20 protein-coding genes and 2 pseudogenes are annotated in these 21,820 nt (G+C 41.5%); 10 read left to right on the forward strand and 12 right to left on the reverse strand.

The genetic code is table 11. From position 1 onward, the window contains the following. Positions 1-27 precede the first annotated feature (27 nt). From fghA to OCU78_RS21330, 5 genes are all read left to right on the forward strand, one after another. On the forward strand, positions 28-867 hold the full coding sequence (gene fghA, locus OCU78_RS21310) for an S-formylglutathione hydrolase (protein WP_137371658.1): 840 nt from the start codon (positions 28-30) through the stop codon (positions 865-867). 93 nt (positions 868-960) lie between these two features. Continuing rightward, positions 961-1,380, forward strand: coding sequence for a hypothetical protein (locus OCU78_RS21315; protein WP_137371659.1), 420 nt, complete (start codon positions 961-963; stop codon positions 1,378-1,380). 144 nt (positions 1,381-1,524) lie between these two features. Then, the gene (locus OCU78_RS21320; protein ID WP_137371660.1) at positions 1,525-1,968 is read left to right on the forward strand and encodes a CopD family protein; all 444 of its coding nucleotides are present in this window, start codon (positions 1,525-1,527) and stop codon (positions 1,966-1,968) included. Positions 1,969-2,083: 115 nt separating this feature from the next. Continuing rightward, positions 2,084-2,737, forward strand: coding sequence for an HAD family hydrolase (locus OCU78_RS21325; protein WP_137371661.1), 654 nt, complete (start codon positions 2,084-2,086; stop codon positions 2,735-2,737). A gap of 29 nt (positions 2,738-2,766) precedes the next feature. Beyond that, on the forward strand, positions 2,767-3,510 hold the full coding sequence (locus tag OCU78_RS21330; protein WP_137371662.1) for an NUDIX hydrolase: 744 nt from the start codon (positions 2,767-2,769) through the stop codon (positions 3,508-3,510). Positions 3,511-3,705: 195 nt separating this feature from the next. On the opposite strand, the gene exaC is transcribed toward OCU78_RS21330, so the two are convergent. After that, a complete protein-coding gene (gene exaC, locus OCU78_RS21335) occupies positions 3,706-5,226 on the reverse strand; it encodes an acetaldehyde dehydrogenase ExaC (protein WP_137371663.1) in 1,521 nt (506 codons plus the stop codon). Positions 5,227-5,508: 282 nt separating this feature from the next. On the opposite strand from exaC, the pseudogene OCU78_RS21340 reads away from it, so the two are divergent. Further along, positions 5,509-7,111 (forward strand): annotated as a pseudogene (locus OCU78_RS21340) (sigma-54-dependent Fis family transcriptional regulator); the annotation flags it as partial. Between the two features lie 104 nt (positions 7,112-7,215). Further along, positions 7,216-7,350: pseudogene (locus tag OCU78_RS23040) on the forward strand (helix-turn-helix domain-containing protein); the annotation flags it as partial. Between the two features lie 13 nt (positions 7,351-7,363). On the opposite strand, the gene OCU78_RS21345 reads toward OCU78_RS23040, so the two are convergent. From OCU78_RS21345 to OCU78_RS21375, 7 genes are all read right to left on the reverse strand, one after another. Further along, positions 7,364-8,359, reverse strand: a complete 996-nt coding sequence (locus OCU78_RS21345; RefSeq protein WP_137371665.1) for a LacI family DNA-binding transcriptional regulator — start codon at positions 8,357-8,359, stop codon at positions 7,364-7,366. A gap of 198 nt (positions 8,360-8,557) precedes the next feature. Then, positions 8,558-9,295, reverse strand: a complete 738-nt coding sequence (gene chbG / locus OCU78_RS21350; protein WP_137371666.1) for a chitin disaccharide deacetylase — start codon at positions 9,293-9,295, stop codon at positions 8,558-8,560. A gap of 200 nt (positions 9,296-9,495) precedes the next feature. Beyond that, on the reverse strand, positions 9,496-10,851 hold the full coding sequence (locus tag OCU78_RS21355; protein ID WP_137371667.1) for a 6-phospho-beta-glucosidase: 1,356 nt from the start codon (positions 10,849-10,851) through the stop codon (positions 9,496-9,498). Positions 10,852-10,859: 8 nt separating this feature from the next. Then, the gene (locus tag OCU78_RS21360) at positions 10,860-11,219 is read right to left on the reverse strand and encodes a PTS lactose/cellobiose transporter subunit IIA (protein WP_137372245.1); all 360 of its coding nucleotides are present in this window, start codon (positions 11,217-11,219) and stop codon (positions 10,860-10,862) included. A gap of 186 nt (positions 11,220-11,405) precedes the next feature. After that, on the reverse strand, positions 11,406-12,740 hold the full coding sequence (locus OCU78_RS21365) for a PTS sugar transporter subunit IIC (protein ID WP_137371668.1): 1,335 nt from the start codon (positions 12,738-12,740) through the stop codon (positions 11,406-11,408). Between the two features lie 94 nt (positions 12,741-12,834). Continuing rightward, positions 12,835-13,143, reverse strand: coding sequence for a PTS sugar transporter subunit IIB (locus OCU78_RS21370; protein ID WP_137371669.1), 309 nt, complete (start codon positions 13,141-13,143; stop codon positions 12,835-12,837). A gap of 392 nt (positions 13,144-13,535) precedes the next feature. Then, entirely contained in the window at positions 13,536-14,162 is a 627-nt protein-coding gene (locus OCU78_RS21375) for a YgjV family protein (protein ID WP_137371670.1), read from the reverse strand. 159 nt (positions 14,163-14,321) lie between these two features. Here OCU78_RS21375 and OCU78_RS21380 point away from each other — a divergent pair, with 159 nt between their 5' ends. After that, the gene (locus tag OCU78_RS21380; protein WP_137371671.1) at positions 14,322-15,008 is read left to right on the forward strand and encodes a DNA-3-methyladenine glycosylase I; all 687 of its coding nucleotides are present in this window, start codon (positions 14,322-14,324) and stop codon (positions 15,006-15,008) included. A gap of 126 nt (positions 15,009-15,134) precedes the next feature. Here the strand turns inward: OCU78_RS21380 and OCU78_RS21385 are convergent, their stop codons facing one another. Continuing rightward, complete coding sequence (locus tag OCU78_RS21385; protein WP_137371672.1) at positions 15,135-16,412, reverse strand: MFS transporter; 1,278 nt, start codon at positions 16,410-16,412, stop codon at positions 15,135-15,137. Positions 16,413-16,502: 90 nt separating this feature from the next. Between OCU78_RS21385 and OCU78_RS21390 the strand changes: the two genes are divergently transcribed. Continuing rightward, on the forward strand, positions 16,503-18,296 hold the full coding sequence (locus tag OCU78_RS21390; protein ID WP_137371673.1) for an ABC transporter substrate-binding protein: 1,794 nt from the start codon (positions 16,503-16,505) through the stop codon (positions 18,294-18,296). A 134-nt stretch (positions 18,297-18,430) separates the two neighbouring features. Here OCU78_RS21390 and OCU78_RS21395 read toward each other — a convergent pair whose 3' ends face one another. Continuing rightward, entirely contained in the window at positions 18,431-19,612 is a 1,182-nt protein-coding gene (locus tag OCU78_RS21395; protein WP_137371674.1) for an MFS transporter, read from the reverse strand. A gap of 178 nt (positions 19,613-19,790) precedes the next feature. Here OCU78_RS21395 and OCU78_RS21400 point away from each other — a divergent pair, with 178 nt between their 5' ends. Then, positions 19,791-20,288, forward strand: a complete 498-nt coding sequence (locus OCU78_RS21400) for a GNAT family N-acetyltransferase (protein ID WP_137371675.1) — start codon at positions 19,791-19,793, stop codon at positions 20,286-20,288. 95 nt (positions 20,289-20,383) lie between these two features. Here OCU78_RS21400 and OCU78_RS21405 read toward each other — a convergent pair whose 3' ends face one another. Both OCU78_RS21405 and OCU78_RS21410 read right to left on the reverse strand, forming a co-directional pair. Further along, positions 20,384-21,439: a phosphotransferase gene (locus tag OCU78_RS21405; protein WP_137371676.1), complete on the reverse strand. Its 1,056-nt coding sequence runs from the start codon at positions 21,437-21,439 to the stop codon at positions 20,384-20,386. A 56-nt stretch (positions 21,440-21,495) separates the two neighbouring features. After that, positions 21,496-21,774, reverse strand: a complete 279-nt coding sequence (locus OCU78_RS21410) for a GNAT family N-acetyltransferase (RefSeq protein WP_137371677.1) — start codon at positions 21,772-21,774, stop codon at positions 21,496-21,498. Positions 21,775-21,820 lie beyond the last annotated feature (46 nt).

A 21,820-nucleotide genomic window follows, 5' to 3' on the forward strand; every position in this document is an offset into this window, starting at 1 on the left:
TATTCCAATATCAAAGGCTTAATCATCATGTCTATCGAAAATATCAGCCAAGCAAAAGTTGCCGACGGTTGGCACAAACAATACAGCCACCACTCTGCCACTCTTAACTGCAATATGCGTTTTGCTATCTTTTTACCGCCGAATGCAAGCAAAGAAAACCCAGTTCCCGTTTTATACTGGTTATCTGGCTTAACCTGCACAGACGAAAATTTCATGCAAAAAGCCAATGCTTTCAAAGCGGCTGCCGAGCAAGGCATTGCGATAGTTGCACCTGACACTAGTCCTCGCGGTGAAAATGTGCCAAATGATGAAAGTTACGATATGGGTCAAGGCGCGGGCTTTTACCTAAACGCAACTCAAGCACCTTGGAATGATCACTACCACATGTATGACTACATCGTGACAGAACTTCCAGCGCTAATTGAAGCTTACTTTCCAGTAACGGCAATCAAGTCGATTTCAGGACACAGCATGGGCGGGCATGGTGCACTGACCATAGGTATCAAAAATTCGGATAGCTATCGTTCTATTTCAGCATTCAGTCCGATCAGTAATCCAATGCAATGCCCTTGGGGGCAAAAGGCGTTCAGCCAATACCTAGGCAGTGATATTGAGTCTTGGAAGCAGTATGACGCTTCAGAATTGATGAAAGAACATAGCATTGAGCTTCCAATTTTAGTTGACCAAGGTGAAGCGGATAACTTCTTAGTAGAGCAGCTAAAACCTGAGCAATTGATAGAAGCAGCCAAAGTGAACAATACAGATTTAGAACTGCGCATGCAGCCCGGTTATGATCACGGCTATTTCTTTATCTCTACCTTCATCAGTGACCACATTGAGTTCCACGCCGCCTACTTAAACAAGTAAGCTTGGAATAAAAACCTGTTACCATAGCAACCTTATTTTTATTGATGTTACTGTCACCCTATTAGTAACGGTTGCTATACAGCAAGGTTTGCAATGAATACAAAACTCGCACTAAAAACGGCAAAAGTTCTTTTCTTTATTGTCGTATTACTCAGTGGTTTATTTACCGCTTGGCTTTTTATCCCTACGCCTTCAATTTTGGATAAACAAGTACTCGACGTACCTTTAACCAAGCCATTTAAATTGGTTTCTTACCGAAATAACCCGAACGATGCCAGCATGCCATTCACTTACCATTACTACGTGGTTTCTGACGTAAGTGATATTGAAAATATGGAACCTTTCCTCATCACTACAGATAAGTTTGCCAAACTGGGCGAATTCGATGAGAACACATTTTCTCTCAGTGTGAACGGGAAAATAGAGCAGTACACGAATGATCTTTGGATTGAAAAATCCGATGGAAAACTCCAACACTGGTATGTAAGTATCAATGCTCGATACATTAGGTAACCCTTACGCACACCTCTGCCAATATATTCACACGCACAATGCCAATCAATAATTTTATAAATAGACCGTAACTTTGACTTGGCTCATTTGGAAATGATTCTCATTAATATAAGGTGAGTTATCATTTCCTAAAGTCAGTTAACTATGTTTGGAATATTGCTATTACTGCACGTATTGGGCGCCACCATTTGGACTGGCGGGCATATCGTACTTTCAGTTGTCGTATTACCCCGAGTATTAAAAGAACGATCGCCTGAAGAGTTACTCAAGTTTGAATCTGTCTATGAAAAAATTGGGATGCCTGCCCTCGTAACACAGATCGTTACAGGCATAATGCTTGCCTTCCATATGTTGCCTGACATTAACCAATGGACTGATTTCTCAAACCCTATCACTCACGTACTTTGGCTTAAATTTTCTCTTTTGTTCATCACTTTTTGCTTTGCCTTAAGCGCTAGATTTAGAGTCATACCCAACTTATCACCTGACACCCTAAAAACCATGGCTTGGCATATTATCCCTGTCACCATTTTATCAATATGCTTTGTCGTGGTAGGCGTTTCGTTTCGAACTGGCTGGTTCTACTAATCCAATTGGAAATGCTAAAAATTCAAATGAGAGTTCTCCTAACTCCGCTATAGAAGATGAACTAGGCTTATGTAAGAATGCGGGCTTCACATAATTTTGAGAAAGAAGTCACCACATGAATTTCCAAGCTGCCATTTTCGATATGGATGGATTACTCCTCGACACTGAACGGGTTTGTATGCGTATTTTTGAAGAAGCATGCCAAGCCCAAGGTGTACCATTCCTAAAAGACGTGTATCTCAATATTATTGGCTGTAATGCAAAAACGATTGAGCAATTATTCCGTAAGGGCTACGGCAAAGATCTCGATTATCCAGCACTCAATAACGAGTGGCGTACTCGATACAGCAACATAGTAAAACACCAAGCTATTCCCGTGAAAGAAGGAGTGATCGAACTCCTGGAGTGGCTCAAATCAAAAAACATTCCTATCGCAGTGGCAACTTCCACACAACTTGATCTTGCAGAGGTAAAGCTCAAATTAGCAGGGCTGGATTCCTACTTCACATCATTAAGTACAGGCTGCGAAGTTACTCATGGTAAACCTCATCCTGAAATCTACTTGCTCGCAGCAGAACGTCTTGGCGTAGCTCCAGAAAAATGTCTCGCATTTGAAGATTCAAACAACGGCACTCGCGCAGCCGTCGCAGCCAATATGATGACCTTTCAAGTACCTGACCTTGTAGAGCCATGCGATGAAGTCAAAGCTTTAGGTCATACGATTCTGCCTTCGTTAACGGATACTTTAAAGCATTTAAAAAACGCCTAAGCCTCATAAATAGAAGATAAGGAAAGCCAGTGGAATTCATTCTCGATAAATTTAACGGCATCATTATTGATGTGACAAGTGTGCCAAATGACACCAAAATTTTTGAGCAAGAGCTGACCGAGATCTTACAGTTTTCGTCAGAAAATCGAAAAGGAATCACTTGGCTTAGCTTACCGATCTCTCAATCCCAATTGATTCCTGTGGCTACTCAAGCCGGGTTTGTTTTTCATAATTGCCTTGAAGCTGAAATTACACTGGTTCATAAATCCGATTCAGTCTCTTTTGTGCCATTCATCCCCACTCACACTCTTGGGGCTGGCGCATTAATTACCAATGATGATCATGAACTTCTCGTTATCAAAGAACATGGGATGACAGGTTATAAGCTCCCAGGTGGGCACATTGAATTAGCAGAAAACATAGAAGAGTCCATCATTAGAGAAACACTAGAAGAAACGGGCGTGGAAGCCACATTTCAGTCCGTGGTAGGCATGACAACAAAGCACCCCTACCAATTTGGTAAATCGAACTTGTACTTTATTTGCCACCTAACGGCAGACACTCAAGACATCGACATTCAAGATACTCATGAAATCGCCGAAGCTAAGTGGATTTCAGTGGATGAGTTCATTGAAGACGAGAAGAACTTCCCATTTAACCGCCAAATGGTCCGCGCATTAGTGGGTAAGAAAGGCTTAGAGAAAGTTAAAGTAGAAGGGAATCACGGGCTTCATAAGAAGCAAGAAATCTTCTTTTCTCATACCGAGTTATAAATCTCATCGCACTTTTTTCTATAGTCATTTTTTCTGAAAAAAAAGCGCCACTTCATACGAATGTGGCGCTTTTAGTTAGTTAAGCCAACTGTGTTGTTATTCCATCTTTATTCAATAGCCAAGTTCTGTAGATCAGTTCAATGGCTTAAACTTGTTGACTAGGTCAGTTTTGTTGAACAATTATTCGCTACTCGATTAGAAAAAGCCAAGAGGGTTAGTGTCGTAACTGATCAATAAGTTTTTAGTGTTTTGGTAGTGATCTAGCATCATCTTATGAGTTTCACGTCCAATGCCCGATTTCTTGTACCCACCGAATGCCGCATGCGCAGGGTAAGCGTGGTAGCAGTTCACCCAAATACGTCCTGCTTCAATTTTACGCCCCATTCGATAGGCTAGGTTTGCATCACGAGTCCACACCCCAGCACCCAACCCATACTCGGTATCATTGGCAATCGCCAATGCTTCAGCTTCATCTTTAAAGGTAGTTACGGCAATAACAGGGCCAAAGATTTCTTCTTGGAACACTCGCATCTTATTGTTGCCTTCCAACATCGTTGGTTGAATATAATAGCCGTTACCCAAATCATCAGGTTGTTGAGCAATTTCACCGCCAGTCAGTACTTTTGCCCCTTCTTGACGACCAATTTCCAGATAACTTAGGATCTTATCAAACTGCTCTTTTGAAGCTTGAGCGCCCACTTGCGTGTCGGTATCCAGTGGGTTGCCTTGTTTAATGGTTTGCGCTCTTTCAACCACCTTCGCAATAAACTTATCGTAAACCGATTCATGGATCAGTACGCGTGATGGACAAGTACACACTTCTCCTTGGTTAAAGAATGCCAGCAGCATGCCTTCTACACATTTATCTAGGTACTCATCTTCATGGTTGAAAATATCAGGGAAATAGATATTCGGAGACTTACCGCCCAATTCAACCGTTGATGGAATCAAGCTTTCAGCGGCACATTTCAGTATATGATGACCCACTTCAGTTGAGCCTGTGAAAGCCAATTTAGCAATGCGATCACTGGTTGCTAACGCTTGACCAGCTTCGCTACCAAAGCCATTCACGACATTGATAACACCAGCAGGAAGAAGGTCTGCAATTTTTTCCATTAATACCAAAATAGAGGTGGGAGTCTGCTCTGCTGGTTTTAAAACAATACAACAACCAGCCGCTAACGCAGGCGCAAGTTTCCAAGCCGCCATTAAGATTGGGAAGTTCCAAGGGATGATTTGCCCGACCACACCAATTGGTTCTGGGAAATGATAACTTGCGGTGTTTGAATCCAGCTCTGCTGCGCTGCCTTCTTGCGCTCTAATACAACCCGCAAAGTAACGGAAATGATCAACAACTAAAGGAATATCAGCAGCCAAAGTTTCACGTACAGGTTTGCCATTTTCCCAAGTTTCAGCAACCGCAATTTCTTCTAAGTTTGCTTCAATTCGATCGGCTATTTTCAGTAAAATATTTGAGCGTTCAGTAACACTTGTGCTTGCCCAACTAGCTCTCGCCGCATGCGCTGCATCTAACGCTAAAGAAATATCGGCTTCCGTAGATCGTGCCACTTGGCAATAAGGTTCACCATTGACGGGTGAAATATTGTCAAAGTATTCGCCACTTACAGGCTTCACCCACTCACCGCCGATAAAGTTATCGTATTGAGCTTTAAAGTTCACCACTGCATTTTCACTACCCGGCTGCGCATAAATCATAGTTAGATCCTTCCACTTTCAATTCTGTTTGAGTTATTGATTTCTATTCCGTTTTTTAAACGTAATGTGTTTAAAACATGGTTGTTCCGTGTTTTTCTCACACCAGTAACAACGCAAATCACACGCCAATACTTCAAAACTTGTTGTTAATAAAATGTAAAACTATGATTACCAAACAATAACAACCTGAAGTGTATTAACTTTGAACTGTGGTAGAGGAAGTGTCTCAGTGTTCAAGTGTCCCACTTTGGAACACCCTAACTGTCACAGCTTGGAACGGTCATGCAACTTCAGCAATCCAAAACCTCATTGAAGCACACATCCACTTCTGACTGGCTCTCATCTTCTTGGGGGCGCAGCAGTGAAGCAGGTCTAAAACAAAGGCGTCTCCCAGAAGATATTCGCTTACCTCAATCTCTTCTAAAAGAGCGCAGATACGGCTCGGCTAACCTCATCCAAATCGTCAAGCAAGTCGCACTACCCTTGTTTAATCAAATGTTTGCGCGTAGTGATAGTCGTTTAATTTTGACCGATGTTGAAGGCGTAATATTGGCAAGTTGGGGACAGGAAAAATTTAAGGAGAAGCTGACTACAATCGCATTAAGTTCTGGTGCTTGCTGGCAAGAACAACTTAAAGGGACCAATGCAATCGGCACAGCCATCGTTGAGGCTAAGCCTGTATCCATTATTGGAGACCAGCATTTTATCCACCAGCATCGGTTCATAAGTTGCTCCGCTTGCCCCATTTTTGATCATCAAGGGCAAATGATCGGTATCTTGGATATCACCAGTGAACAGCAGCAACACAACTCAACGGTTCAACTGCTCGTACAGAACATGATTCAACTTATTGAAAATCAGTTACTCAGCCATATCCCACAAGGCACTATTCGCATTGATTTAGCGTATGAAAAATCACTGCTGCACAGTGGCTGGCAAGGGATTGTAATTGCTGATAAAACGGGGCAAATACTTGCGCACAATCAAGTCGCCTCCCAGTTGTTAGAACAAACATCCGTAGTCGGTGAGTCTATTGAATCACTATTCGAAAAGCCGTTCTCTGAATCTTCCTTTGTGTTTGAAAAGCAGCAACTGCAAGCCCCACCTAAACGGACTCGCGCTTTAACTATGTCTTGCGATTTACACCACGGTGACCACCATATTGAACACGTTTGGCAACAAGCGAATAAGGTTATCGACAAAGACATCAGCTTATTAATTCTTGGGGAAACGGGTGTAGGCAAAGGCGAATTCGTCAAAGCTTTACACAAGCAAAGCCAGCGAAAATCGGCACCATTAGTGGCGGTGAATTGTGGTGCGTTACCAAAAGATTTAATCGAATCAGAATTATTTGGCTACGCGCCCGGAGCCTTTACAGGCGCAAGCCATAAAGGCTACCAAGGAAAGATAAGGCAAGCGGACAAAGGCATTTTGTTTTTAGACGAAATCGCCGACATGCCATTAGAAGCACAATGCCGGTTATTGCATGTCTTACAAGACAAGTCCGTTGTACCGGTTGGATCAAACCAAAGTATCAATGTGGATTGCCAAATCATTGCCGCCACCCACAAAAACCTAGAGCAACTAGTTGAAAGTGGAGAGTTTAGACAAGATCTCTACTACCGATTGAATGGACTGGCGTTCCACTTACCAAGCTTAAAAGAAAGAGACGATAAGCCAGCGCTCATTAAAACGATCCATCAAAAATACTCAGAGCACAACCAAACTATTTGCCCTAGCCTAATGGAACGCCTTTGTACGTATTCCTGGCCAGGAAATATTCGGGAGTTAGACAACCTATTAAAAGTGACAGCTTTGCTGTCTTCTGGTGAGCCTCAATTGACTTTAGAGCATGTCCCAAATCATTTAGCTCAACATTTGAAAACAGCATACACACCTGAAGCCGCTTATCATGTAAGTTCACCACAGCATCACACATCGCAACTTAAGACTCCTCCAACAAATGGCTTTATGTCAGAAGGAACAAATTTAAAAGCCGCGGTTGAAGATACCTTGGTTCAAACCTATCAAGCTAACCAAGGTAATATCAGTAAGACCTCACGCATACTGGGAGTCAGCCGAAATACCATTTACCGGAAGCTTAAAACGCTTGGAATTCTTTAACCTTCAATGAAGCCTACGAAGCTGTGCTGCTATTACGGATTCGTAGTTCATGTGGCAATTGATGGTGTGCCTCAATGGGTTGGTTGTTGATTTGTTTCATTAAAACTTCAACTGCGAGGCGTGCCATGTCACTGATAGGAAAGTGAACAGAGGAAACCTTAGGGTAGTACATTTCACACCTGTCGATGCTATCAAAACTGATGAGTGCAACTTGCTCAGGAATCTTAATACCTTGTTCATGGAAAAACTGAACTGCTCCTGATGTCATGTCTTCACTGCATGAAAAAATGGCCGTCATATTAGGGTTTGCCTCATACAGCCTCTTCGCGGCATGGTACCCACTGGCTTGACGATAATCACCAGCGTCTTCAAGATCTTCAGAAATTAGCAAACCATCTTGCTTCAACGCTTCACGGTACCCTTGGGTTCTTAATTGGCTCGATAACCGATTCGGTGAACCTGCAATACAACCTATGGTTTTATGCCCCTGTTCAATCAGATGTTCAACGGCCGCTTTTGCTGCCTCAACATGATCAAATGTGACACAACGTGATTCTAAACCCTCGACTAAACGGTCAACGAGTACAAATGGAGTTGGTTTTTTCGCAAGCTCTCTAAGCTCGTCATCGCTTAAATGACGACTATTCAGAACATAACCATCACATCGCAAATCATTAAACCTTTGGATTGCTTCTCTCTCGCCAGCTTCCGTTTGGTGGCCTTGCGCCGTGATTAAAAACTTCTTATTTAAATCAAGTTCTGCTTGTACTTGATCCATCATCTCTCCGAAGAATCCACCCGTGTAATAGGTGACCAACAAGCCAATCATATTGGAAGATGATGTTGCTAATGAACGTGCAATTGCGCTGGGGCGATAATCAAGTTCTGCCATTGCAGCTTCTACTTTACGAACCGTATCCGCTCTAAATTTCCCTTCGCCGTTAATGATCCTAGAAACGGTGGAACGGTTTACGCCTGCAAGTTCTGCAACGTCTTTAATCCTTGCCATGTAAAGTTCTGTACCTTAATAAACGGCGCCTTTCATTCTTTTACCTAGAATGTATCACCGTTGATAAATTGAAATAGAATGCGTTGAAATAGAATGCACTGAAATGGAGTAGCAACCTGCCTGTATTATTTGTCTTTTGACTAAAAGGGGGCAATAGCTGGCAGGCTGCTAAAATCTTAATATTTGATGTGGATGCTGTTATTCATTCAATATTGAATAATCCGTCACCGTTACTTGTGCTTCATGGAGCGCTTCTTTGAGTTGCTGACTTGTTAGAGTGTTCAGCTCTATTTCTCGTTGATGGTAATAGCTGCTCTGCGCTTTAAGTGATTCATCAAGGTGAGCAGGGTGACACATAAATTCCAGCACATCAGTGTTCGTTTGAAGCCGTTTGATCTCTTTTACAATTGTATCCACGCCTACAGAATCACCATAAAACACATCGCTAAAACAGTAGCGCTTTAAAGATATATCTCCAGCGATTTGCCTTTGACCTCTAACCGGTACTCTATGAAAATTTGCCACTTCCAATACGACAGGGAGTACTTGAGGGTGAGTGTGAACATGGTGATGGCTATCGATATGGCTCAGAGTCGCGCCCGTTTTTTTGAACTGCTCAACTTGTAAACTCAGCTCATCAAACAACTCATTTTCATTGAACTGAGTTCTCGGCCAAAAGCGGTCTTGTGTAAGAAACTGACCATGATTGTCTGTGAGGCTACTTAGAGATGATAAAGCAGATCCTGCTGTTAGCCTAAAATGCAAACCAAGCTTCAGATAAGGTGCGGTCGTCAGTAAATCAATACCATGGTTTTGAGCTTCCATCCCTACCATTAATGTTGTGGAACGAACCACGCCCTGATTGGAGGAGTCAATAATGCCGGTGTTGACTCCTTGGCTCAGCCCATAATCATCCGCATTGAATATAACGTACATCTTAAATCCTTTATAAGTGACCGTTTATCACAACTTCAACTCATCAATATCGGCGTGAGCCATGCTCACACCGATATTAAGCCTGCCAATAATAGCTTTTTACTAATAAAATTTTTAAGTATTTTAGCCTTGCTTGTATTACGTTTTCTCATATTAATCAAAGCTAACTAGGCAAATGTCATCTTACTACTATGGCTAGATTAAGTCGGTACATCTTGCGCGACTTTTTTGCCATAAAACTGCGGTAAGTAGTCATAATTCACCTTCAATATCTCATCTAAAATATTCTTCGCTTTATTGATATCTTGAACCAATGGGTTACACGTTAAAGCCATCAGCCCTTTATCATAATCGCCATGAACCGCAGCTTCGACCGCCAATTGTTCATACGCTTTTACTTGAGTAATGAGCCCAGTAATAGCAGGAGAGAATGAACCAAATGCCAAAGGCTTTGCTCCCCAACTTCCTATCACCGCACTACACTCAATAACGGCATCATTTGGTAAAGCAGGGATAGCACCGTTATTACGTACATTAACAACATTAATCGTATTCAAATTGTTATACAGTGCATCCACTAGATTGAGTGAAGCATCGGAATAATACGCACCACCGCGTTCTTCCAATAGCTTGGGTTTTTCATCCAGCTGAACATCTTTATACAACTCAAACAGTTCAGCTTCTGTTTTCATCACTTGTTCAGCTCGGGTACCTTCACTTTCTGCCGCTTGCTTCTCTTCTGCTAACATTGCATCGGTTTGATAGAAGTAACGGTGGTAAGGGCACGGGATGGCACCTAGCGACTGTAAGAAATCCGGATTCCACGGTTCTTCAAAGATATTTTTCATACTGAAGTTAGCACCGTCCCCTACTTTTTCAAGCACGGTTGACGTTATATCTTTGCCTTCTAACCAGACTTTATGAGCCCACAACAAATGATTTAAGCCGGCGCATTCAAGAGAAAGTTGCTCTGGTTTGCACGCCATCATTTCAGCGATCATCATCTGCATTGAAACAGGGACATTGCACAGCCCTATCGTTTTTACTGAGCTGTATTTAAGAATCGCTTCAGTGACCAAGCCTGCAGGGTTTGTGAAGTTCAGCATCCATGCATCTGGAGCCAGTTCTTCAATATCTTTGCAAATATCCAGGATGACAGGGATGGTTCGCAATGCTTTAGCAAAACCACCTGCGCCCGTAGTTTCCTGGCCGATCACACCGTACTTTAATGGGATTTTTTCATCATTCGCCCGAGCATACAGCCCCCCGACTCGGAATTGAGTCATGATAAAATCAGCCCCTTCAATCGCTTCTCTTCGATTCAAAGTGGCTTTTACCTCAATATTCAAGCCTGAACGCTCAATCATGCGTTTAGCTAAAGCTTCAATAATGTAGAGCTTGTCTCGGCCAGCAGTCACATCAACCAAATGCACTTCATTAATCGGCAGTTGCTGATGACGGTTAATAATACCTTCTATCAATTCTGGGGTATAACTACTGCCACCACCAATAATCACAACTTTAAGATGCTGCTTTTTACTTGTTGTTTGTGTCATATTTTCACCTATACATCAGCAGTCTGAAGTTTAGAAACCAAAGCATCATGCTCTCGTTGCTGGCTATCTAATTTAAGATGAACTTCCAACATTTCTGTTGCGAGTTCTTGGACAACAATCGTCGTCATTAGATGATCTTGCGCGTGGACCATCACTAACGTCATGGGGACTTTCCCTTCACCCTGATCCAATTCAATCAGCTTAGTTTGCGTAAGGTGCGCTTTATTGATGCACTCTCGAGAACGCTTAATATTTTCTCTCGCGACGTCAAATTCACCTTTTCGCGCTTGTTGTAATGCTTCAAAACATAAGCTCCGAGCTTCACCAGCATTGACGATGATTTCCATTACAACTTGTTCTTGATCGATTTCTACAGAGGTATTCTGGTTTTCTTGAACACTCATGGTTAACTCCAAAATAATATCGAGTAAGGCTGAACTTAATCTCTGCCTTGCAATGTAATTCTTTGATAGTAAACCGTTAACTTAAACGTTGAGACGAGTGCTGGAGACAAAGTTCGACTTAGCTGTCACCCCATCACTCGTTCATTTAAATTAAGCGGTAACGCCAGCGCCTGCCGCTGATTCGGCTTCTTTTTTCGCTTGTTCAGCTTCGCCTTCTTGCTTAAGTAATTGCTTTTCGAACATTTTGAAAAAGGGCAAGTAGATGAACAGATCCATCACTAATAAAACACCCACTAATATTACGGGGGAAATGGTCCACCCAGAGCCCCACGATGCACCTAAAAAGGCAGGAGCAGTCCAAGCTGTTTGCGATACGCCCATGCCGACAAAGCCCATGTGCACGGCTGTGTAAGCAACAATGGCGTTTAAGACAGGAGCAAAAACGAAAGGTATAAACAAGGTTGGGTTCAAGACCAACGGGCTACCGAAAATAACCGGCTCGTTGATTTGAAACATTCCAGGAACAAAGCTCATGCGCCCTAAACTGCGTAAGTGCACTGAACGGCTGAAAATCATCAAGAGCACTAACGCTAACGTTGCACCTGAGCCACCAATGAAAATATAGAAATCCCAAAACGGTTGAGTGAACACATTAGGAATTGTCTCACCCGCTAAATACGCTTCTTGGTTAGCACTAATGTTTGTTAGGAAAATTGGCGAAAGCAGACCGACAACAATTGCTGCGCCATGAATACCCGCAAACCAAAGTAGCTGACACAATAACAAGGCACCAATGATGGCTGGTAAAGTGTTAGATGCGCTAACTAATGGACGAAATGCTTCAAGAACTAGGTCTGGAATAAGCATATTAAACTCAGCTTGAAGATATAAGCTTAATGGGAAAACCGTTAGGTAAATGAACACAATAGGGATCAGTACTTCAAACGATCGAGCAATAGCTGGCGGCACCTGCTCGGGAAGTTTTATGGTGATGTTGTACTTCTGGAGGATTCGATTCAGCTCGACCGCAAAGAAAGCACTGATAACGGCGGTAAATATGCCCGTCCCAGACAAATGCCCCATTGAAAGTGCACCTTCAGAAGCTGGCGAGGCGACTAAAAGGAAGGTCATCAAAGCTAAAGCACCATTGGTAATGCCATCCATACTATAAGCACGAGCTAAGTTATAGCCAATACCTATGGAAACAAACACCGCCATAATCCCCATCGTCATATTGAAGGGCATCATAATATTGTCGAAATTAGCGCTCGCAAAATCGAGCCAAGCGCGGCCGAAGCTGTTCGTCGTGTCTTCCGAGAATGGAGGGAAAGCAAAGACTAAAGCGAAACTTCCCACAATAATAAATGGCATCGCGACAATAAAACCGTCACGCATTGCTCTCACATGTTTTTGATTACCAACTTTAATAGCAATGGGTGCTATTTTATTTTCAACAAAGTTAATAACCATATTATAAAACGACATAGCTAAAGTCCTTTTTTAAATATACTTATTCCTACCCACATATTTATGCAGGTATAAATGAAATTTTATTAATTTTTAAAATAGTTGCTTTTAATTAACTCGGAATAAGGTCTAAGGCTTGTGTTAACGCTTCATCACCTTTCATCATTCCATAAGTCATTGCAGGTATGGCTTCTACTTTTTTGTTATAGCGGTCAGCCACTTTTTGAAGTTCATCCTTTTGGAATCGAACTTGGGGACCCAGTAAACATACATCGTACTCCTGGATTAAGTCATTAAATGCACTCACGGACACTGCTTCTATATGGCATTCAACGTTTCGAGAAACCGCGGCTTCTTGCATTTTTTTTACTAACATACTCGTAGACATACCGGCACTACAGCACAATAAAATCTTTTTCATCTTGCTCTCCAATCTAAAAATAATCGTAATCAAAGTGTTGTATGAATCTTAAACGATCAATTTATAAACTAAAAGCGCAACCGGTTGCGTTATGCGTGATTAAGATCTCAATAACCATAAGAATTGTGTATTTAATCGATGCCTATGTAGAATGGGAAATTAAGTGATAATATTATTAAAATAAGCATAACGTTGTTACGTAACCACTTACTAACTTTAAATAACCCAATATTTAAAAAATAAAAAAGAGTAATTCATAATGAATTACTCTTTTTTATTTTCCGTTAAAATGTATTTTAAAATGGAATCATATTGTTATTACGGGCTTGATATGAATAAATCAATCTTACCTCACACATTTTGATCCTTAATAATAAGTACTTCCTACCTCACTACAGAATCTTAATGAAGGCTTTTTCTCCGTCTGCACCTGTGTCATACGAAAAGCCTACAGCTTCCAGATAACGGCGGTGATCATCATTGGCAGCCATCGCTTGTAGTGAAGTAATTCCCCGTGCTTTCATCACTTCAGGGTGAGCTTCGTAGTAATAATGCCCTAACTTGAAGTCACGGAACTCAGGGGTGACGAAATCTAGCAAAATGTTCATGCAGCCACCTTCATCGGTTTCGCCCACTAACACGCCGGCAATACTGTTATTCCTTAACATGTAAAATGAAGTATTCGCGGTTTTAAGTTGCTCTATAGGAATTTGTTTTTCTATGTCAGTTTGATTACTTTCCACAAAGTGAGAGAAGTATTCAGAATCTACAGAAGTAGCAACTAACTTGAACGTTTCATTTGCCTTTCGGAGTTGATAAAGATAGTGCACATTGATCCCTGCAATGCCTAAATTCATCAACATTGTTGGCCATGAATCTATAAAGTAAGCAAACGCTGCAAACAGTAAACAGCCAATAAAGTTAATGACTCTGAGTTTCACAATGGATGTCATTGTCAAAGACACTAAAACAACCAGTGATGCTAAGTAGCCAAACCATTCAACCCAATCAAACGTCATAACCTATCCCTTTGTTTTATATTGCTAAATGAACGCTATCTCACTAAACATAGCACATCCCCAATCATTGGTTAAAAATACAGCAGACGGACATCACAATTTGATTTTAATAAATCTGCCCCAATACTACTCTCCAGAAGTCCATAGCTTGGAGCAGTCATGCCACTAGAAAAGTTTGATTCAATTTACGAACGCGCAGCACACCGTAAAGGTGGGGAAGAATTACTCGAACAATTAATCTACAAGCCACTAAGCGCTGACGAAATAGCGAAAATTTCTGACGACCGCTGGTTGGCAGCTTTCACTGAGAAGGTTTTCCAGTGCGGGATATCTTGGGATGTAGTACGCAAAAAATGGCCGAATTTCGAGGAGGTCTTTTTCAATTTCGACATAGAAAAAATGCTCATGCTTCCTAACGAAATGTGGGAGTCGAAATCCCAAGATCCGCGCATCATTCGCCACCTTACGAAAGTCATGACTATTCCAGCTAATGCCATGATGATCAATGCAGCGAAACGTGAAGCTAACTCATTTTCGGAAATGGTCGCTTACTGGCCAGACGAAAATATTACAGAGCTATGGGCATATTTGAAGAAAAACGGTAAACGATTAGGTGGAAACACCGGGGCATATACTCTGCGCCAAATGGGTAAAGATACTTTTATTCTCAGTTCAGATGTGGAGTCTCATTTACGTAATACTGGGATTATCGATAGTGGTCGAGATACCAAAAGAGCTCACCAAGCTGCAAATAAAGCATTTAATGAGTGGCAACAGCAATCTGGGCGAAGCTTAAGTGAAATAAGCCAGATCATTGCTTATAGCTGCGGTGATAACCGAGTTTAAGCTGATTTACGATAAGTACCATTCAGGTTGAGTAACATTCGCTTTCTATAAACCGAACGTTACTCAAAATATCATTATCTCATTTCATTCTTGTCACCGAAGGGGTGCCACCCCCAACATTCGTGATTAGCGAATAGCGCGAACCTTCGTTGTTGCTAGCCATAGTGCAGCTATCACTTGCAGTGAAAAACAAAGTACAAACGCAGTATGTACGCCATAAGCCGCCACTAAATAACCAGAACCCGCTAAGCCAAATGGCATCAAGAGCTTAAACAGTGATCCTGTGATCCCGGCGACTCGTCCTAAATGCTGTTCTTCAAAGGCTTCTTGTCGATAACTCCAAATACAAATGCTGCTATAAATACCGACTGCACTGACCCATAAGAAGGAAATCATTAATACCCATTGCCCGTTTCTGAAATGCACATTACTCAAATATCCATTAAGAAATAAATCATCCGCAAAAAGTAAACTATGCAAAACAGGCAGTAAAAAACCCAGCGCTTCTAATGCAATAGAGACAATTAATAACACGCCAAGCCCTACTCGCCTTCTTACTTTATCAGCAGTGAATGAACCAACTAACCCACCAATACCAGAAGCTGCAATCAAGTAGCCAACTTCTATATGGCTTAATTCAAGCTCAGATTTAGAGAAGTACATCGCTTGAATCCAAAAAACTGCGCCTGTGGTGTTGATCACCATAACCACCAACGTGATGTGCCACATATTTTTATTAGCGTACAAGACACGCCAGCCCTCTTTTAATGCCACGAAAACAGAGGAGTGCTGAATGGGCTTCGTCGCTTCAAATTTCAATTTATTTAACTGAAAGAAAGCCAATAAATACAACAATGCGACCAGCAGAAACACATTATGCAGAGCTGAAAGCAGAAGTAGCCCACCAGATAACACAGGACCAACCGTCTCAAGTAGATTGTAGAGAGCACTCATTCTTGCGGTCGCAGTATTCTGTAATTGGTGAGGCAATACATTTTTAATCATCCCCATTCGAGCATTATGGTAGCCATAGTTAAATGCCATCATCAAAAATGCGCATGGAAATAAAACATACAGTGGGTCAGCCAACCAGCGAACTGCCAGATACGACATAACTAACACCGCCATTTGCCCAATCAACATACATTGGGACCAGTTCTTCTTATTGAACCTATCTACCCATACCCCAATAAACAGTGCGAGTAACAAGTTAGGCAGAAACTCGACAGCTCGCATCCACCCCATCATCTGAGAAGATTGGGTGAGTTCATACACTAATAAAGGCAAAGCTAAGTCATATATTTTCGATCCGAATGCCACAAAATAGGCGGTTGAGAACAAAATGACAAAGCGTGAGCTTTTCCATATTGAAGGGGGCAAAGCAACACGGTTATCAGCTTCCATTTTCTTTCCTTTTAAAAGTAACCCGATGCCTCTATTATCAAGATTAAAAGATGAAGAAAAATAGAAAGATAAAAATGGAATTTCACCTTTATGTATTATTGGAAAGCCTTAGCCTTTTTTAGAACTCAATTGACCTTGAACCACTCCATACACATGCCGTTAGATAACCTTTCGAAATCCTTAGGGTGTACTAGACGCAATGCACAGCTATTGATCAAAAAATTAGTTGAAGAAGGGTGGATTGATTGGAAACCCGGAGTTGGTCGTGGAAATTTACCTAAGGTCACATTAATTAAATGTGTAAACGAGGCAATAGAAAAGCATGTTGACAGTTTGCTTGCCGAAAACAAAGTAGACCAAGCTTTAGAGTTTGTTGAAGAGGACAAACGCGACCTTTGCTTACTTAGCTACATAAGCCGCTACCAGACCTCGCCTGGCACATTAGATATTCTACAAATCCCTTTCTATCGCGGTACTCACTGCCTCGATTCAATTGAGATATCCCGAAGAACAGAAAGCCATATTGCCAATTACTTATACAGTAACCTCATTCGCTACAATCCTTCCTCCATGACTTTTGACGGTGACCTTGCGATTCAATGGCACAGGGAAGGAAACTGCTGGTTCTTTACCTTACGTAAAGGTATTTTTTTTCACGATGGCTCCCCTATTTTCGCGCAAGATATCAAAAACCACTTCCAACGTCTGAAGACTGAAAATACCACAAACAAAAGTCTGTTTGAGTGTATCTCAAATATCGAGGTAACCAGCCCATACCACCTCTCTTTTGAAGCCAAACATTACACTGGTTATATAGAGTCACTTTTGTCGACGACACCGGCTGGCATAACAAAAGTATCAAGTGGGAAGATCATCGGCAGTGGTAGCTTCCAATTAGTAGAACAATCAAAATGGCTAACCCGTCTTGAGGCATTCAAACATTATCACGGACACCGCCCTTGGGTAGATGCAGTGGAAATGTGGAATGTAGGCGATAAAGCCAAAGATTACGAAATGCACTGCGATATTGTTCATTCGCATCCACACTATCAAGAAGCATCCAACCTGACATTTAAAGAGTCTGAACAGTGGGAGTCCGGCTGTGAATACGCCTTAATCAATGCGCATAACCACCCTTGGTTAAGCAGCATTAAGCATAGGCAGGATTTAAGTGAATTATTGCAGTTGATTGGGGTATCCAAAAACATATCTAAAGATGAAATAAGACCCGCATCTGGAATGCTTTACCAATCAGGCGACCTCTTGGGGACGGAGAAAAATACAGAAATAGAGCAAACATCCGTTAATCAAGCAACCGTTGAGAAAACAACAGCTGAAAATGCGGCACCAGCAAAAACTAAAGCCGCACAACTTTTAGCGGATGGATTAAAGCATTCCAAGCAGCCTATAAAAATTCTAACCTATCAACTCTTTGACCATATAAAAATGGCGAAACACTACTATGAATGGCTGAGTTCGGCAGGAATTGCCTGTGAATATCAGGTATTAGAGTTTCCTGATTTTTGTTTACAAGAAAACCTAAAAAGCGCAGACATCATTATCTCAGGGGCGGTATTTTACGATAATACAAACAGTAGCTGGATGGGCTGGCTACTAAGCACCCCTCCTCTGGAAATCTGTTTTACCCAAGAACAAAAAGAGTGGCGTTCAGAACAGCTAGAAAAGCTGTGGGACTTAAACAATGAACAACAAAGGCAATGTGCATTTCTTGAAATGGAGAAGAGCCTTATTCAATCCGGTGTTTACCGACCTATTTTTCACGTAAAGCAACAACTCAACCAAGCCGATACTGTCAACCCTGTGGAACTCTTAGCCAATGGCTGGATTGACTTCAACCAAGTGACCATGAGCAGGCATTCGTAATCATCCTTAAACCTATCAACTTGAGACTGACTAAAGCAGCAGGGAGAAGCGATAATCACTTCTCCCTGCTTTATTTTATGTTGAACCGACTCATCACTTTTAGCCGAGTGAAACAAGCCTGATCGACTAAACTATTAACGCCAACTTAAAAAACGCACTTCGTTCCCTTCATCTGGCTTTCTCGGAATGTTCAATGACAACAATAAAGAAATAGCCGCCATACCCGCGCCAATATAGAAAACACTCGCAGGAGAGACTAACCAAATCACACCAAAGGTAACCGGGATGACCACCGCTGCAATATGATTAATGGTGAAAGCTACACCTGCTGTTGATGCCATATCTGCTGGGTCTGCAATTTTCTGAAAATACGTTTTTATAGCCAGAGCTAGCGCAAAGAAAAGATGATCGACCACATAAAGCGCAGCCGCCCATTCCGCTGTTTCAACTAACGCATAGCCAACGAACACAAAGATTAATCCAACGTATTCAAATGTCAGAGCCTTTCTCTCGCCCACAACGCCGATAAACTTACCAATACGCTTGGCAAACAAGAAGTTAAATAGATAATTGATTAAGAACAGTAACGTAATATCAGCAGCAGAATAACCAAATTTCTCTACCATCAAGAAACCCGCAAAAACAGTGAATATCTGCCTTCTTGCACCACTCATAAACGTTAATGCGTAGTACAGCCAGTAACGCTTTCTCAGAATTAACTTTTTATGTTGCTGAGTTTGCGTTTGGAATTCAGGGAATGAAAAAGCCATTACCATCACCAAAATAAAACCAATCCCGCCGGTAATGCCATACACCCATTTAAATTCAAGCTGAAATTGCTCCAGCATCAACCATATAGAGCCATAAGTGATCAATGACGCTAATGCTCCCACGGAAATCATTTTACCCAGCATTTCAGGGGCTTCTTGTTTACTTAGCCATTGCAATGAAAGGGACTGCTTGAGAGTTTCAAAATAATGAAAGCCTGTAGACATCAATAATGTCGTCAGTAATAAGCCAAATAAAGAAGGAAATAAACCCGTAATGGCAGTGCCTACCGTTAACATTGCCAAAGAGACGAGCATAAATCGTTGCTCGCGAATAAACAGCAATACAAATACAACCGTAAACGCTAGAAAGCCTGGGATTTCACGCACACTCTGCAGTAACCCAATATCGGCGCCATCGAAGTTAGCTTTTTCAATAACAAAATTATTCAATAAAGCCATCCAACTCGAAAAAGCGATAGGGACGATGATTGATATCAAAATTAAGAAGTTTTGAGGAGTCTTCCAACTCTGTGAATGTGCTGACATATCGGTATCCATGCAAATGATTGAACTATCTTACTCCTGCTTATCAAAAATTAACATCAAGTTAACCTTGAACGGTTTAGGGAAAATAGGTTATATCTAGATGATCTAATAAATTATTATTTTTCAAAGAGCTAGTGGCTGTATTCCGCTAACTTAAAATAAGCACAAGGAGTCATGTATGGAAGTTATCATTCGCCCAGCGCAAGTTTCAGATGCACAAGGTCTTAGCGATTTGTATTCTCAACCGAAGGCGCAACGAGAAACCCTACAGCTCCCAAACTCTTCACCAAAACTCTGGATTGATCGACTCAGCAACATACCAACTGGCGTGTACAGCTATGTGGCTGAAGTTGACGGGAAGATTGTCGGTAATATTGGATTCCAACAAAATCAAAGGCCAAGAAATCAACATATGGCTTCCTTTGGTATGGGTGTGCATGATGACTTTAGTGGCCTTGGTATTGGCAGTAGACTATTAGAAACGGTGATTGAACTTGCCGACAATTGGCTCAATGTTCATCGCATTCATATTGAAGCCCATTGCGATAATGAACGGGCGATCGCACTTTACAAAAAATTTGGCTTTGAAATTGAAGGGGAAGCGAAAGACAACTCTTTCAGAGATGGTGAGTTTGTGAACACTTACTATCTAGCGCGTATAAGGCCATCTAAATAGGTTAAATTAAACCTCAGTTCAAACCACGCGTTAATAAATACTGAAGCGGTCAATCTATCATTTATATTGACCGCTATTTTTCTCACTTTTCAATTTCACTTTTTACTTTCATTTTTACGTTCGCTTTGAAATTCATTAACGACTGAATTTGCCATGCTCTCCGTGTATGAATTTATCTTCCAGTGATTGGGGCTCCACCCTTTAACAAAGCGGTGAAAATCAGCCCAAGCAACGTAAAACATAGGTCTCCATGATGCTTCTACTTCAGGAAACGATAAATGAGGTTGGTAGCGAGTAAGCGCTTCTTGTAAATAACCAAAATAGCTTTCTAGCAATTCACTTTCCAAGCCATCACAATATTCAGGTTCTACTGCGCTACTCATAAATAAAGCGACATCTTTCATCGCGCAGCCGTGTCCTACATATTGAAAATCAACGGCGGCAACTTTGTCACCTTTCAGGTTAAAGCAAAAATTCGCCAGCTTAGCATCGCCATGAACTAGGGTTTGAAATGACGCTTGTTTTAGTTTTCGATCAATAGCCTCTGCTTGAGCTTTCAAAGGTAAATCTTGCAAGGCATTCAGCTCATCAGGGCGCGTATCCAAGTGCCAGTAAGTGCCGCTTTCCCAGACGTCATTAGCTTCTGTTCCAATATGCTTTGCATGAAAATTAGCTAACCATTCTAAGCACGCATTACGCTGCATTTTATTCGCGGTTTGGTGAGTATTCGGAAAGCCCAAGTCTGCTAAGTCTTGCATCACGATAAGCCATTCATTATCGCTTTGCTTACAGAGTAAGCCTTTAGGCACAGGACAATATGGATCAAACACTTGTGTATGATCTTGATACCAGGATGTTTCTACTTGGTAAGAGCCTACTTTTCTTAGGTGAGATCGCTCAGTATTCCACCCTTTAGGATGTTCTGATTTATCAGGTAAAGAGACATGTTTGACGATGAGATTCGGTGGGGTAATTGCATTCGGCTTAGACAAATCATCATTACCCAAATTACCATTGTCCAAATTCTTCTCATCGCAGAATGATAAGCGCACTAATTCCCCATATCCGCCCCATAAACCTTGAATTACTTCAACATTAAATGATGCTTCTATATCTAAAGATGAAACGATATTTTGATATGTAAAATTCAAACGCCTAAACCTGTTTTTTTGTTTTTAAAAGAAGCTATAGCTTGATATGACTAAAGCTACTCAGCCAAAAGATGCGACCATTGCGGGTTTCTAGACATGTAATGCACAACATAAGAGCACACCGGTATTATAGATAAACCTTTTTTATCTAATTCAGTCAGCATCGTCTCCATCATCACTTTCCCATACCCTTTCCCTTTTAGAGCGTCTGGAATTCGAGTTGAATTAATGTGTAATACATCGCCATTTTGCTGATATTTAATCAAAGCAAACGATTCGTCGTTTAACTGAACCATCATTTGGCTTTGATCGCGATCCCATTTTAATGCCTTCATTCGCAACCTTCATCAATTATTAATAGTAAACACAACAATAATTTGA

This window comes from Vibrio gallaecicus, assembly GCF_024347495.1.
Lineage (GTDB): Bacteria > Pseudomonadota > Gammaproteobacteria > Enterobacterales > Vibrionaceae > Vibrio > Vibrio gallaecicus.